Origin of the sequence: Anabaena sp. UHCC 0451 (assembly GCF_034931405.1) — a bacterium.
Classification (GTDB): domain Bacteria; phylum Cyanobacteriota; class Cyanobacteriia; order Cyanobacteriales; family Nostocaceae; genus RDYJ01.
Genome location: NZ_JAYGHA010000033.1, coordinates 1 through 14,454, shown reverse-complemented (window position 1 = coordinate 14,454; position 14,454 = coordinate 1). Strand labels below are relative to the sequence as shown.

General features: G+C 40.0%; 11 protein-coding genes. 7 read left to right on the top strand and 4 right to left on the bottom strand.

The window, feature by feature from the left end:
- Positions 1–168: 168 nt before the first annotated feature.
- Entirely contained in the window at positions 169–1,212 is a 1,044-nt protein-coding gene (locus VB694_RS20525; RefSeq protein ID WP_323362188.1) for a thiamine phosphate synthase, read from the top strand.
- Between the two features lie 66 nt (positions 1,213–1,278).
- Positions 1,279–1,491 (top strand): sulfur carrier protein ThiS, encoded by a 213-nt coding sequence (gene thiS, locus VB694_RS20520; RefSeq protein WP_323362187.1) that lies wholly within the window; start codon positions 1,279–1,281, stop codon positions 1,489–1,491.
- Positions 1,492–1,537: 46 nt separating this feature from the next.
- Here thiS and VB694_RS20515 read toward each other — a convergent pair whose 3' ends face one another.
- Positions 1,538–2,785, bottom strand: a complete 1,248-nt coding sequence (locus tag VB694_RS20515) for a glycosyltransferase family 4 protein (protein WP_323362186.1) — start codon at positions 2,783–2,785, stop codon at positions 1,538–1,540.
- A gap of 1,003 nt (positions 2,786–3,788) precedes the next feature.
- Between VB694_RS20515 and VB694_RS20510 the strand changes: the two genes are divergently transcribed.
- Positions 3,789–4,748, top strand: coding sequence for a DUF1517 domain-containing protein (locus VB694_RS20510; protein ID WP_323362185.1), 960 nt, complete (start codon positions 3,789–3,791; stop codon positions 4,746–4,748).
- A 266-nt stretch (positions 4,749–5,014) separates the two neighbouring features.
- On the top strand, positions 5,015–7,321 hold the full coding sequence (locus VB694_RS20505; protein WP_323362184.1) for a cation:proton antiporter: 2,307 nt from the start codon (positions 5,015–5,017) through the stop codon (positions 7,319–7,321).
- 47 nt (positions 7,322–7,368) lie between these two features.
- On the opposite strand, the gene VB694_RS20500 is transcribed toward VB694_RS20505, so the two are convergent.
- On the bottom strand, positions 7,369–7,596 hold the full coding sequence (locus VB694_RS20500) for an Hfq-related RNA-binding protein (protein WP_323362183.1): 228 nt from the start codon (positions 7,594–7,596) through the stop codon (positions 7,369–7,371).
- Between the two features lie 212 nt (positions 7,597–7,808).
- Between VB694_RS20500 and dapF the strand changes: the two genes are divergently transcribed.
- Complete coding sequence (gene dapF, locus VB694_RS20495) at positions 7,809–8,648, top strand: diaminopimelate epimerase (protein WP_323362182.1); 840 nt, start codon at positions 7,809–7,811, stop codon at positions 8,646–8,648.
- A gap of 402 nt (positions 8,649–9,050) precedes the next feature.
- Here dapF and VB694_RS20490 read toward each other — a convergent pair whose 3' ends face one another.
- Positions 9,051–9,998 (bottom strand): NAD-dependent epimerase/dehydratase family protein, encoded by a 948-nt coding sequence (locus VB694_RS20490; protein WP_323362181.1) that lies wholly within the window; start codon positions 9,996–9,998, stop codon positions 9,051–9,053.
- A 317-nt stretch (positions 9,999–10,315) separates the two neighbouring features.
- On the opposite strand from VB694_RS20490, the gene purD reads away from it, so the two are divergent.
- Complete coding sequence (gene purD / locus VB694_RS20485) at positions 10,316–11,602, top strand: phosphoribosylamine--glycine ligase (RefSeq protein WP_323362180.1); 1,287 nt, start codon at positions 10,316–10,318, stop codon at positions 11,600–11,602.
- A 153-nt stretch (positions 11,603–11,755) separates the two neighbouring features.
- Positions 11,756–13,771 carry a two-component system sensor histidine kinase NblS gene (gene nblS, locus VB694_RS20480; protein WP_323362179.1) on the top strand — a complete coding sequence of 672 codons (2,016 nt, stop codon included), beginning with the start codon at positions 11,756–11,758 and terminating at the stop codon, positions 13,769–13,771.
- A 16-nt stretch (positions 13,772–13,787) separates the two neighbouring features.
- Here nblS and VB694_RS20475 read toward each other — a convergent pair whose 3' ends face one another.
- A complete protein-coding gene (locus tag VB694_RS20475; protein ID WP_323362178.1) occupies positions 13,788–14,159 on the bottom strand; it encodes a hypothetical protein in 372 nt (123 codons plus the stop codon).
- Positions 14,160–14,454: the final 295 nt, after the last annotated feature.

Here is a 14,454-nt window from a genome sequence, read left to right as displayed (position 1 = left end):
GAAAAACACACCATGAATTTTTATACGCCCAACCGATCATGTCGATAATATTCTCATATTTTCACCAATTGGCTATTTTTCATACAGTTTAATTAGTAAATATTTAATCATGCACATATTACGTAACAGGCTAGAGGTTCCTGTGGAACTACAAGCGGGGTTATTTTAATGGTCGAAGCCCACAGCCAAAAACAGCAAATACAACAAGTGGTTTATCGTATTTTAGACGTAAATTTAGACCGCGCTCGTGAAGGGTTGCGAATTATTGAAGAATGGTGTCGTTTTGGTCTAAATGATGCCAATTTAGCTGAAGTCTGTAAGCACCTACGTCAAGAGGTGAGTAGGTGGCATACGTCACAAATTAGATCAGCGCGAGATACACCTGGTGATGCTGGTACTGATTTAACCCATCCCCAAGAAGAACAACGAAGTTCGATTACATCTTTGTTACAAGCTAATTTTTGCCGTGTTCAAGAAGCTTTGAGGGTATTAGAGGAATATAGCAAGCTGGAAGATGCCCAAATGGGTAAAGCTTTTAAGCAAATGCGCTATCAGGTGTATACGCTGGAAAGCAATTTGATGGGTTATCAACGCCATCAATTACTGTGGCGATCGCATTTGTATTTGGTAACATCCCCAGTAGACAATCTGCTGGAAACTGTGGAAGCATCTCTTAAAGGTGGATTAACATTAATCCAGTATCGAGAAAAAACTGCTGATGATGTGATTCGTTTGGAAAGAGCTAGGAAAATTCGGCAGTTATGTCATGATTATGGCGCTTTGTTCATTATCAACGATAGGGTAGATTTGGCTTTGGCTGTAGATGCGGATGGGGTACATTTAGGACAACAAGATATGCCTATTGCTGTAGCACGTCAATTGTTGGGTTCCCAGCGATTGATCGGTCGCTCTACCACAAATCCCCAAGAAATGCAAGGGGCAATTACTGAAGGTGCAGATTATATTGGTGTGGGTCCAGTGTATGAAACCCCAACCAAAGCAGGTAAAGCCGCAGTAGGCTTAGATTATGTGAGCTATGCATCTAAAAATTGTCCAATTCCTTGGTTTGCGATTGGAGGAATAGATGCAAATAATATTAATGATGTCATTAATGCGGGAGCGCAACGGGTTGCTGTGGTGCGATCGCTCATGCACGCCGAACAGCCTACTTTAGTCACACAATACTTTATTTCTCAGTTGTATCGGAAGTAAGCTGGGGATTGGGGATTGGGTAAAAAGTCTTTACCTATTACGAATTACGAATTACGAATTACGATTATGTCTGATCAAATCACTTTACAAGTTAATGGGGAAACTCACAATTGTTTATCCCAAACGCCTTTACCGGAATTACTTCAGCAGTTGGGTTTTAATCCCCGGTTGGTGGCGGTGGAATATAATGGTGAAATTTTACACCGTCAATTTTGGTCAGAAACTAAAATCGCAAATGGCGATCGCTTGGAAGTTGTTACCATCGTCGGTGGAGGTTAATCAGTTATTAGTTGTCATTTTTCCCCAGTCCCCAATCCCCAGTCCCCTAATTTAACAAACAAGAATAACGAGATTCGGGATTATATAACCAACGGTGATAGGTTTTGCGTTTGGCTAGTTCTTGTCCTTGACGACCGAGTTTTTCCCGTAGCTGTTTATTTTGACACAAACGTTTGAAAGCTTGTAAAACTTCATAACCAGAATCGGGATTTACCAACAAACCGTTTTCTTCATGATGGATTGCATCTAAAATACTCCCTAAGCGAGAGGCAATCACAGGTTTACCAAAGTATTCTGCTTCTAGGTGAACCATTTCCAAATTGTCTATACTGTTGGTTTTGTCTTCCTCCAAAGTCAGCATCGCAAAAATGTCACAAGCTGCATAATAATCGGCTAATTCCCGTTCAGGGACATGGCCAGCAAAATGCACTCTTTTTTCTACTCGCAAACGTTGGGCTTGCAATTTTAGCTTTTGTTCATAAAGTCCCTGTCCGCAAATTATGTAATGAACATCGACACCAACAGTTAATAATAAAGGGATATTATCTATTACTTGGTCAAAGTTTTTATGTTTAACTAATCTACCAACAGAAAGAATGACAATTGCAGTTTCGGAAATATTGTAAGTCTGACGTAAGCGAACACGTAAATCATCCAGATGACTGAGACTACTGGAAGTACCAAATTTTTCTGGTCTAACTACTGGATTAATTACATGAGTAGGAGTATCTAACCGAAAAGTAGTTCTTAAATTTTCTCTAATAGAGGAACTGTTACAAACAATTCCTTCGGCTCGTTTGAGGGTAAATTTAAATAGCGATCGCCATAAAAAATGACGAGAAATATCAGCTAAATCATTACCGTGGAGGTAGATAAAAAAGCGAATAGGTAAGATATAACTGAGTAATAATAGGGCAGGAAAATCGTAACCATGACACCATTCAATGTAGCGATAATGGTAGCGAAAATATAGTTTGATAGCAAGTAATAAAGAAAAAACAATATTGAAAAAAGGCTTGAATATTTTGCTGAAAAATTTTCCAAAAAAGAAATCTCTTCCAGGACAAAAGTTAGGCCAACGGTAAACTGGAAACTGTTGTGCTTGATCAAATATTTTATCTCCACAGCAGCCAGCAGCCATTACAATCACTCTATCTGGATCTTGCAAACAACGATTATAGACATATTCTCCAATTACAGCTTCTTGGGGCTGAAATGTATGGGAGATAACTAGGATATCTGGATAAGCAGTTTTCTCCCTAATCTGTGTCCCTAGTTGTGAAATATGTTCCATGATTCAAGTTGATAAATAAACTTCAAATCTTTAACCTATTTTTTGATTGTTTATATTCAATTCTGTTCAATCAAAGAAACAATACAATACTTGCTTAGATGATAGGGTAAGTTTCATCTCAAAATCCAATTATTATCAGGATGAAAATGCCTTATCAATTTAACATCTTGAAAATTCTCAAATATTCACTACCCCAAATTTGGTTTCAAAAATTGGTAATATCTAAGTCAAAAATTGATTTTTCTGCCAATTTATTACCCAATGAGGATTGTTCATAATGACGAAACGAAGCTAGATTGTATCACTGTATAGTCCAGATAATTATTGAGAGAATGCTGGATAAATTACTAAGTCTAGCTGATATTAATAAATTAGCTTGAATTTCGCTAAAATTCATGCCAAAATGCCAGATAAAATTTGATATTTGATACTTTATATCATAGGTTTTAGACCAAAAGAATGATTTTTCTATACTTCTAAGAATTTTAAGTTAAGATAATTGCCACCATTATTATTTGTGTTAACTTTACTACAAAACTAGTACCAGGAATCCTTTTATAAGGTATCAATTACGAAGACTGTAAATCAAGTCATAAAACTTTTAACTGATGGCTGATAAATGATAACTGATTACTTAAACCCCCTTGCCAATATGTGCTGAATATTCTTTTCCTATCCGGAAAAAAATAGTCCAGATTAGAAATAATTTGACTAAAAGTTTGTCAGTATTCTGTTAAAATTATTGCTAATGAATATGGTATGACCCTGAGAAGGGAATAATTAATTGATTCCCAAGTTTTCCTATTGCTAGGATGTTTTACAGTACGGTTATCAACCAAGGAATCACCCCTCTATTCACTGCCAAGCTGAGAGAATAAGCGGTAGATTAAATATATGGCTGACAATCTCTTCCTTGATGTGATTGTGGCTATTGTGTCCCACCTGTTCTAATTCCTAGCAGTGGGAGAACAATCTTAAAAATACTGTTTTTCCCCAATTGATTATGCGTAAAAAAATACAACAAATCCTGAAACCCCTGTTCAAAATTTCCTGTGTCTTGGGTTTGGTGCTGGCGTTAGCTTTAGGTAATGCTGATGGTGCTTTAGCCGCACGTTCTGGTGGACGTATCGGTGGGGGTTCTTTTAGAATGCCTTCTAGCCGAACTTATGCACCACGCACCTATGCGCCTCGTGGCGGTGGGGGATATTATCCTGGTGGTGGTTTTGGCTTTCCGTTCCTGATTCCTTTTTGGGGTATTGGGGGAGGTTTTGGTAGTGTATTTACAATTTTGATCTTCTTGGCGATCGCTAACTTTTTAGTCCAAACCTTCCGCCGTGTCAGCAGTGGAGACACTGAAGAAATAGCTTACAACAGCAACCCCACAGTTTCCGTAACCCGGTTACAAGTTGGTTTATTAGCACAAGCTAGAGGTTTACAAACAGAACTCAACCAAATAGCTGAAAAAGCTGATACCAACACCCCAGCAGGAAAAGCAGAAATCTTACAAGAAGCCAGTCTAGCTTTACTGCGTCATCCTGAATATTGGGTATATGCTGGTGGTGGTACGCAACAAGCCAAGTTAAACTCCGCAGAATCTCAATTTAACCGCTTGTCACTAGCTGAACGCAGCAAATTTAGCGAAGAAACCCTTTCTAATGTCAACAACCAGCTAAAATCTGTTTTGGTTCAAGAATTACCAGGTGATGTGGATAACCCTACCCGTCTGATTAGTGAAGGACCAGGAGAATATATTATTGTCACCTTATTAGCTGCAACCTTGGGTAAATGGGAGATTCCCCCAATGAACAACGCCGATGATTTACGTCAAGCTTTGCGGCAAATTGGTAGTCTTCCTGGTGAACAACTTTTAGCACTTGAAGTTTTGTGGACTCCCCAAGCTGAAGGTGATACTTTGACTACTGATGATTTGTTTGCTGAGTATCCTGATTTAAAGCTGGTTTAGAGGTCAAATCGTCGTCCGATTTTAGATTTTGGATTTTGGATTGACCTCACGGATAAATCTGGGGGCTTGTACCATCAAGGAATTATCGGTCATCACCCAAAACAAAAATTTATCCCACGCTTACCAGCAGGTGAGACGTGGGACTTCGTTTTATTTGCGGCTTTGAGGCTAAAATTTTTTTCCCTTGTATTTCTATCTCTCCCCTGAAAGAGAGAAAACTTTGTATGCTGAACTAATAAAGGTCTTTATATTTCTTATTAAAACTGGTGCAAGAAGATTTTCGCTTAATTGTCGATTTGGTTTCGGTTTTTGCTGTTGCTGCTTGTGGCGGATTGTTGGCCTCCCTCCTCAAACAACCTGTCTTGCTAGGATATCTAATTGGCGGTATGATTGTCGGTCCTGCGGGACTGGGATTAATTAAAGAAGTTGTCCAGGTAGAAACCTTAGCACAGTTTGGGGTAGCCTTTTTGCTATTCGCTTTGGGTGTGGAATTTTCCCTAGCAGAACTGAAAAAGGTGAAGGCTATAGCTTTAGGCGGTGGAGGACTACAAATTCTGCTCACCATTCTCATCACTGTTGTCGTGTGTGGGTTAACTGGTGCTTGGGGGGCTTTACCAGCTAAAGGCGTATTTTTAGGTTGTATTCTTTCTTTGTCTTCCACTGCGGTTGTTCTCAAATGTTTGATGGAACGCAACGAGACAGAAACACCTCACGGCCAAGTGATGCTAGGTATTTTGGTAGTTCAGGATTTAGCCCTGGGATTAATGCTGGCTGTATTACCTGCTTTGCATGAACCAGGAGAAGTCATTGGGATAGCAGTGCTGACGGCTTTGGTACGCATTGGTTTATTTGCTGCGGGTGCTGTGGTAGCAGGTATTTGGTTAATTCCGCCCTTGTTGCGACTCTTGGCAAGCACGGAAAGCCGGGAGTTATTTTTGTTGGGGGTGGTGACCTTATGTTTATGTATTGCCCTATTAACTGAATATTTAGGTCTTTCTATCGAGATGGGGGCGTTTGTGGCGGGGTTGATGATTTCGGAGGTGGAATATGCTGACGAAACCCTGACTATTGTTGAACCTTTGCGGGATATCTTCGCTAGTTTATTTTTTGCTGCCATTGGAATGTTAATTGATCCGGTGTTTTTGTGGAATAACCTGGAATTGATTCTCGGTTTGGTGGCTTTGGTTTTTTTAGGCAAGTTTTTAATTATCACTCCCCTGGTGAAGTTATTCCGCTATCCTTTGAAAACAGCTTTGATTGTTGGGTTAGGATTAGCACAAATTGGAGAGTTTTCCTTTGTTTTAGCCAGTGAAGGTCAGGCTTTGGGCTTGGTTTCCCGCCGAGTATATCTATTAATTTTGGGAACTACCGCCGTGACTTTGATGCTGACTCCCTTTGTATTGCGGTTAGTACCATTTTTATTTGATTTTGCCGAGTCAATGCCTTGGTTAAAACCTTATTTGGTGGAAGAACAAGCGCGTGATTTCGCGGAAGATTTACCTCGAAAAGACCATATTGTGGTTTGTGGGTATGGTCGCATTGGCAAGAATTTGGTGCGCTTGTTACAGCAAAACGATTTACCTGTGGTGGTGATTGATCAGTCAGAAAGTCGGATTCAGCAGTTACGAGAAGCAGGTATACCTTATGTTTATGGTAATGGGGTGAGTTTTCATGTCTTGGAAACTGCGGGAGTGAATCATGCTAAGGGGATGGCGATCGCACTTCCAGATCCTGCTAGTATTCGTCTATGCTTAAAACGCGCTTTGGAATTATCCCCGGAATTAGATTTGGTTGTCCGCGCTACCCAAGATAAAAATATTGAGTTGCTTTACCAATTGGGTGCAAGGGAAGTAGTGCAACCCGAATTTGAAGCTAGTCTGGAAATGGCTGCCTATTTACTGACAGATGCGGGATTATTGCCAGAGGTGGTACAACAGAAAATGCAGGAAATTCGCAAAGACCATTATTTAGATTTGCGTCCTGAACGTTCTGCTGCTGAGGTTTCCCAACATTTAGAGCAAGTAACCCGCGATTTAAATCGTCGTTGGTATGACTTACCCTCTAATTCCCCATTAATTGGTATGACCTTGGAAGAAGCGGATATGCGCTATCTCATCGGGGTGAGTTTGATGGCTATTCGTCGTGCTGATGGGAAAGAGATTGATTATCCCAACAGTCAAATTAAACTAGAGATTGGCGATCGCTTGTTAGTTGTGGGTGCAACAGAAGAATTAGCCGCTTTAGCGGAGTTTGCAAAAGGTAATGCTGCTGCTCCAGGAGAAACAAATGCTTGTCAGTGGTTAAATCTCCAAGCTAACTGTCCTATTATGGGTAAAACTTTGGCAAATTTAGCCAGTGATGACCAGTATGGGGTCAAAGTACAGGCTATTCGGCGAGATGGCAAATTTATCCGTTCTCCTCATGGCAACATGGAGTTAAAAACAGGTGATCAAGTGCTGCTGTGCGGTAGCTTACCAAGCCTGAATCAACTCCAACAAGTGTTTACAGCTGCTTGCGGTTTTCCTCTGGTAGTTCCCATCATCAGAGATGAAACAACAGAAACCGTTGAATAGTTTCTAAGAGCAGATAATTGGCGGGAATAGTCGAAATAGTTTTTGGATCAAGCGGCTTCATGGCGAAGTTTCATATAGGCGATCGCAAGTTTATAAACGATAATTTGCTCGTTGTTACCGTCTAAAATACATACACAATTGCCATCTTGCCAAAAAACCTTACCTGTGATTAAGTCACCAGTCATCAGTTTAAATTCGACTGCGGCTTTTTGTTTGATCCAATTTTGTATTTGTCTAATACTAGGTAGGGTTGTATCAAATTCAGTTGCTGCCATTTTTGGTAAGGATGTATGTAAGGGGACTGGGGACTCTTTACTGGGGACTAGGGACTGGGAAAGAAGATTTTAGATGGGAGTGAAATTAAAGACAAACCAAAATCCCAAATCCCAAATTGAATTACCCATTACCAATTATTCCCAACCACCAATCATGTTGGACAATGTTTAAATCACCAGTAATGTATCTTTAATAATTCATCTAGGGGAAAATGGCAATAGAATTTACTAAGTATCACGGTTTAGGAAATGATTTCATCCTTATTGATAACCGTTCTTCATTGACACCAGTAATTACACCACAACAAGCGGTGAAATGGTGCGATCGCCATTTTGGCATTGGTGCTGATGGTGTAATTTTCGCACTTCCAGGTCAAAATGGTACTGACTACACCATGAGAATTTTTAATTCTGATGGTTCAGAACCAGAAATGTGTGGTAACGGGATTCGTTGTTTAGCAGCTTTTTTAACTGATTTAGAAGGAATAGCCCGCACTAAAGACTATTATCACATTCATACCTTAGCTGGTGTGATTACGCCTCAACTTACAGATGATGGTCAAGTGAAAGTAGATATGGGTTTACCCCGGTTACTAGCACAGGAAATTCCTACTACCCTTGCACCTGCTGACAGCAAAGTAATCAATTTACCTCTAGAAGTTGCAGAAACAAGCTGGGATGTTACTTGTGTCAGTATGGGAAATCCTCACTGTATCACTTTTGTTGAAGATGTGGCAGCTATTCCCCTAGAAAGCATCGGTCCAAAATTTGAACATCATCCCGTTTTCTCCCAAAGAATCAATACAGAATTTATTGAAATTATCAACCGTAATTACTTAAAAATGCGGGTATGGGAAAGGGGTGCAGGTATTACCTTAGCTTGCGGTACTGGTGCTTGTGCTGCCTTAGTTGCTGGAGTATTAAATGATAAATGCGATCGCACAGCCACAGTAGAATTACCTGGAGGACTCTTAGAAATTGAATGGTCTCAAACAGACCAACGAATTTATATGACAGGTCCAGCAGAACGGGTTTTTACAGGTAAAATATAGGATTTAGATCCCCAAACCTTGAGAGAAATTGGGGATCTATCTTATTTTTTTTATTTTTTAGTGGTGAGGATAGTTGTAAACATCATCACCATTCCACCCACAAGAATTGCGATCGCCAATCCTCCTGTTACCAAGTCTAAAGTATCACTATCTATACTCATGATCCCACTTTAAAGGTTAATGATTTCGCAGATAAATAAGACTTATCCACCAATAAGAATTACAGTCTTACATGATGATCACTGATATCTCATCTCTGGATAAGTCTATTTAAGTTTTATCACTCAGCAAAGCCCATTTTAAACTTTTATCAATAGACATCTCCGGAAATTAAATACGCGTATCCTAGAACTCTTGTAGAGACTTTCCAGGGAACGTCTCTACATTCTTTTCCGGAGATGTCTAATACAAAGATTTAACCCACTCCCATTCCTGTTGCAAACCTTCCCTCAGAGAAACCTGTGGTTGATAACCGAGAATTTTTTGCGCTTTAGATACATCAGCCGCAGTATGACGCGCATCTCCCATAGCCTTTTCAATGTAGTTGCGTTTAATCGGCTTACCAACAATTTCCGCCATCGTATCTAAAACGTGTGCCAAAACCACCCTACTACCACCACCAATATTAAAAATTTCCCCTACCGCTTCCGGTACAGTAGCAGCTGCTAAATTAGCAGCAATTGTATCACTAACAAATGTAAAATCTCGCGTTTGCTGTCCATCACCATACACAGGAATAGCCTCATCTGCTAAAACAGCTTTAAAAAACTTATGAAATGCCATATCTGGCCGTTGTCTTGGTCCATAAACAGTAAAATAACGTAATGAAACAAAAGGCACACCAAAATTTTGATGATACAGTCCACATAACCTTTCTGCCGCTAATTTGGTGATACCATAGGGTGAAACTGGCTTGGGCGCAATTTCCTCATGAGTCGGTAAAGTTTCCGCATCACCATATACACTAGACGTAGAAGCAAAAACTAACCTTTTGAGTTTGGCAGCATCTTTAGCAGCTTCTAGCAAAACTTGTGTGGTGTTAATATTACGTTCAGTGTAAGCCCGAAAACCTTTACCCCAGGAATTTCTGACCCCAGCTTGGGCAGCCTGATGATAAACTATCTCTACATCTTGAAAAAGTTTTGGCAAATCTAAAAATTGAATATCCCCTTCAACTAAAGTAAAGTTTGCTAATTTTTCAAAAGTAGCAATATTTTTTCGCTTAAACAGCGGATCATAGTAATCATTAAATTCATCAATCCCAATTACTTGTTCTCCCCTTTGCAATAAAATATCGACTAGGTGAGAACCTATAAACCCAGCAGCCCCAGTAACGATAACTTTAGTCATGTTCCTTATTTTTTGATCTTTGTGTGAATTTTTTTAGCAGCGTTATCCTAACTATTAATAAGTTAGGCTAGTGTAGTGATAAATGTTTAATTAACCATTTTCAATTTATGTAAAAAACATATAAATTTACAAAAATTTGATAATTTTGATTTATTGTAGTTAATTTTACTTTCAAATAACTATTTACCGTTTCTTGTTCCCTATTTACCATGTTTTCTCACCATAAAACCTTGATTAGTAGGATAATTAGTAAAAAAATTGGTCAGCGAGTATCTTTACGGGCATTCGCATTTTACAAGGAAGGCACGAGGAAATAAGTGAAGGTTTTAGTTGTCGGTAATGGGGGACGTGAACACGCTCTAGCGTGGAAACTGCTACAATCCAACAAAATTGAGCAAGTTGTTTGTGTACCTGGAAATGGCGGTACAGCAACTATGGAACGTTGTCAAAACTTGCCTTTAGCGGTAGATGACTTTGAAGGCATAAGCCAATTTGCCCTCAAAAATACCATTTCCTTGGTAGTAGTCGGACCAGAAGTACCTTTAGCCAATGGCATTACAGACTATCTGCAAAATCAAGGACTGATGGTATTTGGTCCAGTTAAAGCAGGAGCGCAAATTGAAGCCAGTAAAGCTTGGGCTAAAGCTTTGATGCAGGAAGCGGGAGTTCCCACAGCTAAAGCAGCCGTGTTTACAGAAGCAGCAGCGGCAAAATCTTATGTACGAGCCGAGGAAACGCCAATAGTTGTTAAAGCTGATGGCTTGGCTGCTGGTAAAGGTGTGACGGTTGCTCAAACTATACAAGAAGCAGAAACCGCTATTGATGCCATTTTTCAAGGACAGTTTGGCAGTGCGGGTAATTTTGTGGTCATTGAAGAATGTTTGCTAGGACAGGAAATTTCTGTTTTAGCATTAACAGATGGATTAACGATTCGTCCTTTGTTACCTGCTCAAGATCATAAGCGTATTGGGGAAGGAGATACAGGAGAAAATACCGGAGGAATGGGAGCATATAGCCCAACACCCATCGCTACACCGGAATTGATGGCACGTGTGCAAACAGAAGTTTTAGACAGAACTCTTACAGCTTTAAGGAATAGAGGCATTGATTACCGGGGCATCCTGTACGCTGGTTTAATGGTTGCACCAGATGGCGAGTTTCAAGTTTTAGAATTTAATTGTCGCTTTGGTGATCCAGAAACACAAGTGATTTTACCATTATTAGAAACACCCTTAGAAGATTTAATGTTGGCTTGCATCCAGCAGCGTTTAGAAAAAATGCCACCTATAGCGTGGAAACCAGGGTCTGCCGCTACTGTAGTTGCCTCTTCGGGCGGTTATCCTGGAGATTATGAAAAAGGCCAAGTTATCACTGGTATTGAGGAAGCAGAAGCGACAGGGGCAACAGTTTTTCATGCTGGCACGAAGTTAAACACCACCGAGCAAATTGTGACAGACGGTGGTAGAGTTTTAAATGTCACCGGATTGGGTGAAGATTTTCAGCAAGCGATCGCTCAAGCTTATGCTGGGATCAAAAACATTCAATTTTCAGGGATGTATTACCGTAGAGATATCGGTCATAGAGTGCTGAAAACAGATTTATGAGTTAGACAGTTAGTAGTTTTGCTATCTCCCCACCACCCCATCTCCCCATCTTCCCAATTTCTCCCTAACACCTTTGTGGAATTAACTGTTAATTTTTAAGTGGTTGGGCAGAAAACAAACAACTACTAACAACCATATATAAATATATTTAAGATGCTAGTTTTTTTAACAACAATCCGAGATGCGATTAATCATTGGTGGTACGAGTTCACCCTCCAGACTAAACTCTTAGCTGTTGCTACTTTGGTTGTTTCCTTAGTGATGAGTGGACTAACTTTTTGGGCAGTGAATACAATTCAGCAAGATGCGCGTTTAAATGACACCCGTTTTGGTCGTGACTTGGGACTACTACTAGCCTCTAACGTTGCACCTCTTATTGCTGAACAAAATCTTACCGAAGTCGCCCAATTTTCCCAACGTTTCTACAGCAGCACATCAAGCGTGCGTTATATGCTTTATGCTGATGAAACTGGCAAAATCTTTTTTGGCATTCCTTTTTGGGAACCAGAAGTAGAAAACTCTCTCACCATCAAGCGAAAAATCCAATTACCAGAAGATTATCCTGATGATGATGACCAGCCTATGGTACGCCAACATACTACCCCATCTGGAATAGTCACCGATGTATTTATTCCTCTGATGGCAGATAAAAAATACTTAGGTGTGTTAGCCATTGGCATCAACCCCAACCAAACAGCAGTCATTTCCACTAACTTTACCCGTGATGTTACTATTGCCGTCTTTATCACAATTTGGGTGATGGTGATTTTGGCGGGGGTTATTAACGCTTTAACTATTACTAAACCAATAAAAGAACTTCTAGTAGGGGTAAAACAAATTGCAGCGGGTAATTTTCAACAGCGGATTGATTTACCGCTGGGAGGGGAATTAGGAGAGCTTATTTTGAGTTTTAATGAAATGGCAGAACGCCTAGAACGCTACGAAGAACAAAACATTGAGGAACTAACAGCCGAAAAAGCCAAGTTAGAAACATTGGTTTCCACCATTGCCGATGGTGCAGTATTAATTGATAACAATATGCAAATAATTTTAGTCAACCCCACAGCACGGCGAATTTTTGCTTGGGAAGGGGTTGATGTCGTCGGTAAGAATGTGCTGCATAACTTACCACAAAGCGTACAAATAGAAATTACCCGCACCCTGTACGAAATGGCCGCAGGTGAATGTGAAAGCGCCGAATTCCGTATCCCTCTGCACCAACCCACCAAACGGACTATCCGCATTCTTTTAACTACAGTTCTCAACCTGCAACGGGAAAGTATTAAGGGTATCGCTATTACTGTTCAAGATATCACTCGTGAAGTTGAACTCAATGAAGCCAAAAGCCAGTTCATCAGCAATATTTCTCACGAACTACGCACTCCTTTATTTAATATCAAAACCTATATTGAAACTCTGCATGACTACGGTGAAGACCTAGATATAGAAGAACGCCAGGAATTCCTTGAAACTGTCAATCATGAAACTGACAGACTTACCCGTCTAGTTAATGATGTTTTAGATTTATCAAAACTTGAGTCCGGTCGCACCTACAACTTTGATGGTGTTGATTTGGCACAAGCATTAGAACAAACATTACGTACTTACCAACTCAATGCTAAAGATAAAGGAATTGAACTAGTTCAAGAACTGGACTCTAACTTACCCCTAGTAATGGGAAATTACGATTTATTACTGCAAGTGTTTGGTAACTTAATTGGTAACGCCCTAAAATTCACATCAGCCGGAGGTAAGGTAGTCATCCGCGCCTATCAGCTAAATCCTCAACCCGACTCTTCTTTTTCCTATCATCATGGAAACCCTGCATCATTAGAAAATTACGCCAACGGCACACCCTACGAACACAATCATCTCGCTCAAGTGCGGCTTGAGATTAGTGATACAGGTATTGGTATTGCCCTAGAAGACCAACAAGCAATATTTGACCGCTTTTTCCGGGTGGAAAATCGAGTTCATACCCTTGAAGGTACAGGCTTGGGTCTATCGATTGTCAGAAACATCATGGAAAGGCATCACAGCCAAGTTCATTTAGTTAGTGAAGTTGGCGTTGGCACTACTTTCTGGTTCGACTTAACTGTATTTGATGAAGAAATACCACCCGTATTGCTGACAACTACTAATGAAATATCTCAAGTAACAAAGATTTGAGGCTCAAGCACCGTACTTAGGATGTTAACAGAGCAATTAATAAACAGAAAAATAATAGAGCTATTACCAGCACTAGACCCTGATGACGTTTGACCCAGCTTTTTACGTTTGCACTCAAACGACTATTATTTTTGTGCTGTCCCAGTTCTGACTTACTTTCTTCCACGCTTTGGTAAAGAGTACAATTTTGAGCATAGGGTCGTTGAGGAAAGTTACAGCTATCATCCTGTTCATAAACACAGGTTTCACACAGATAGTTATTCTCCACAGCTTGGTGTAAAGGAATTCCTGGATGTCCATAAGCCTTGAGTGTTATACGGCAATGGACGCAAATGATAGCTTGACTGTCAATAAGTTGACGGCAACGAGGACAAGATATAGTAGCCAAAACCTGAGATCAAAAAATTAGGTTCAACATTCCAATTCTAACCACTGAGACCAGAAAAAGAGACACGACCCAACACTACACTCAGTTAATAACCTCAAAATTGTAAGTTGCTTCGGGAAAAGTCCCACTAGATTCTAGTCAAAGTTGTTTCTTTCCCTTGCCGCATATGGCTAGGTTTCTGCTCAACTTAACCATAGTTCTAAAATCTAAAAAAAATTATCCGCCTCTTCAGCAGGTAATCTACCAAAGTTCCAAATCCTATCAACGCAAGGGATTCAGTGGGAAAAAATAAAAA

Excerpts from the sequence above, each read along its gene's own strand:
- nblS (WP_323362179.1), top strand. The coding sequence starts at position 11,756 with ATGCTAGTTTTTTTAACAACAATCCGAGATGCGATTAATCATTGGTGG.
- dapF (WP_323362182.1), top strand. The coding sequence starts at position 7,809 with ATGGCAATAGAATTTACTAAGTATCACGGTTTAGGAAATGATTTCATC.
- VB694_RS20515 (WP_323362186.1), bottom strand. The coding sequence starts at position 2,785 with ATGGAACATATTTCACAACTAGGGACACAGATTAGGGAGAAAACTGCT.
- VB694_RS20525 (WP_323362188.1), top strand. The coding sequence starts at position 169 with ATGGTCGAAGCCCACAGCCAAAAACAGCAAATACAACAAGTGGTTTAT.
- thiS (WP_323362187.1), top strand. The coding sequence starts at position 1,279 with ATGTCTGATCAAATCACTTTACAAGTTAATGGGGAAACTCACAATTGT.
- VB694_RS20490 (WP_323362181.1), bottom strand. The coding sequence starts at position 9,998 with ATGACTAAAGTTATCGTTACTGGGGCTGCTGGGTTTATAGGTTCTCAC.
- VB694_RS20510 (WP_323362185.1), top strand. The coding sequence starts at position 3,789 with ATGCGTAAAAAAATACAACAAATCCTGAAACCCCTGTTCAAAATTTCC.
- VB694_RS20500 (WP_323362183.1), bottom strand. The coding sequence starts at position 7,596 with ATGGCAGCAACTGAATTTGATACAACCCTACCTAGTATTAGACAAATA.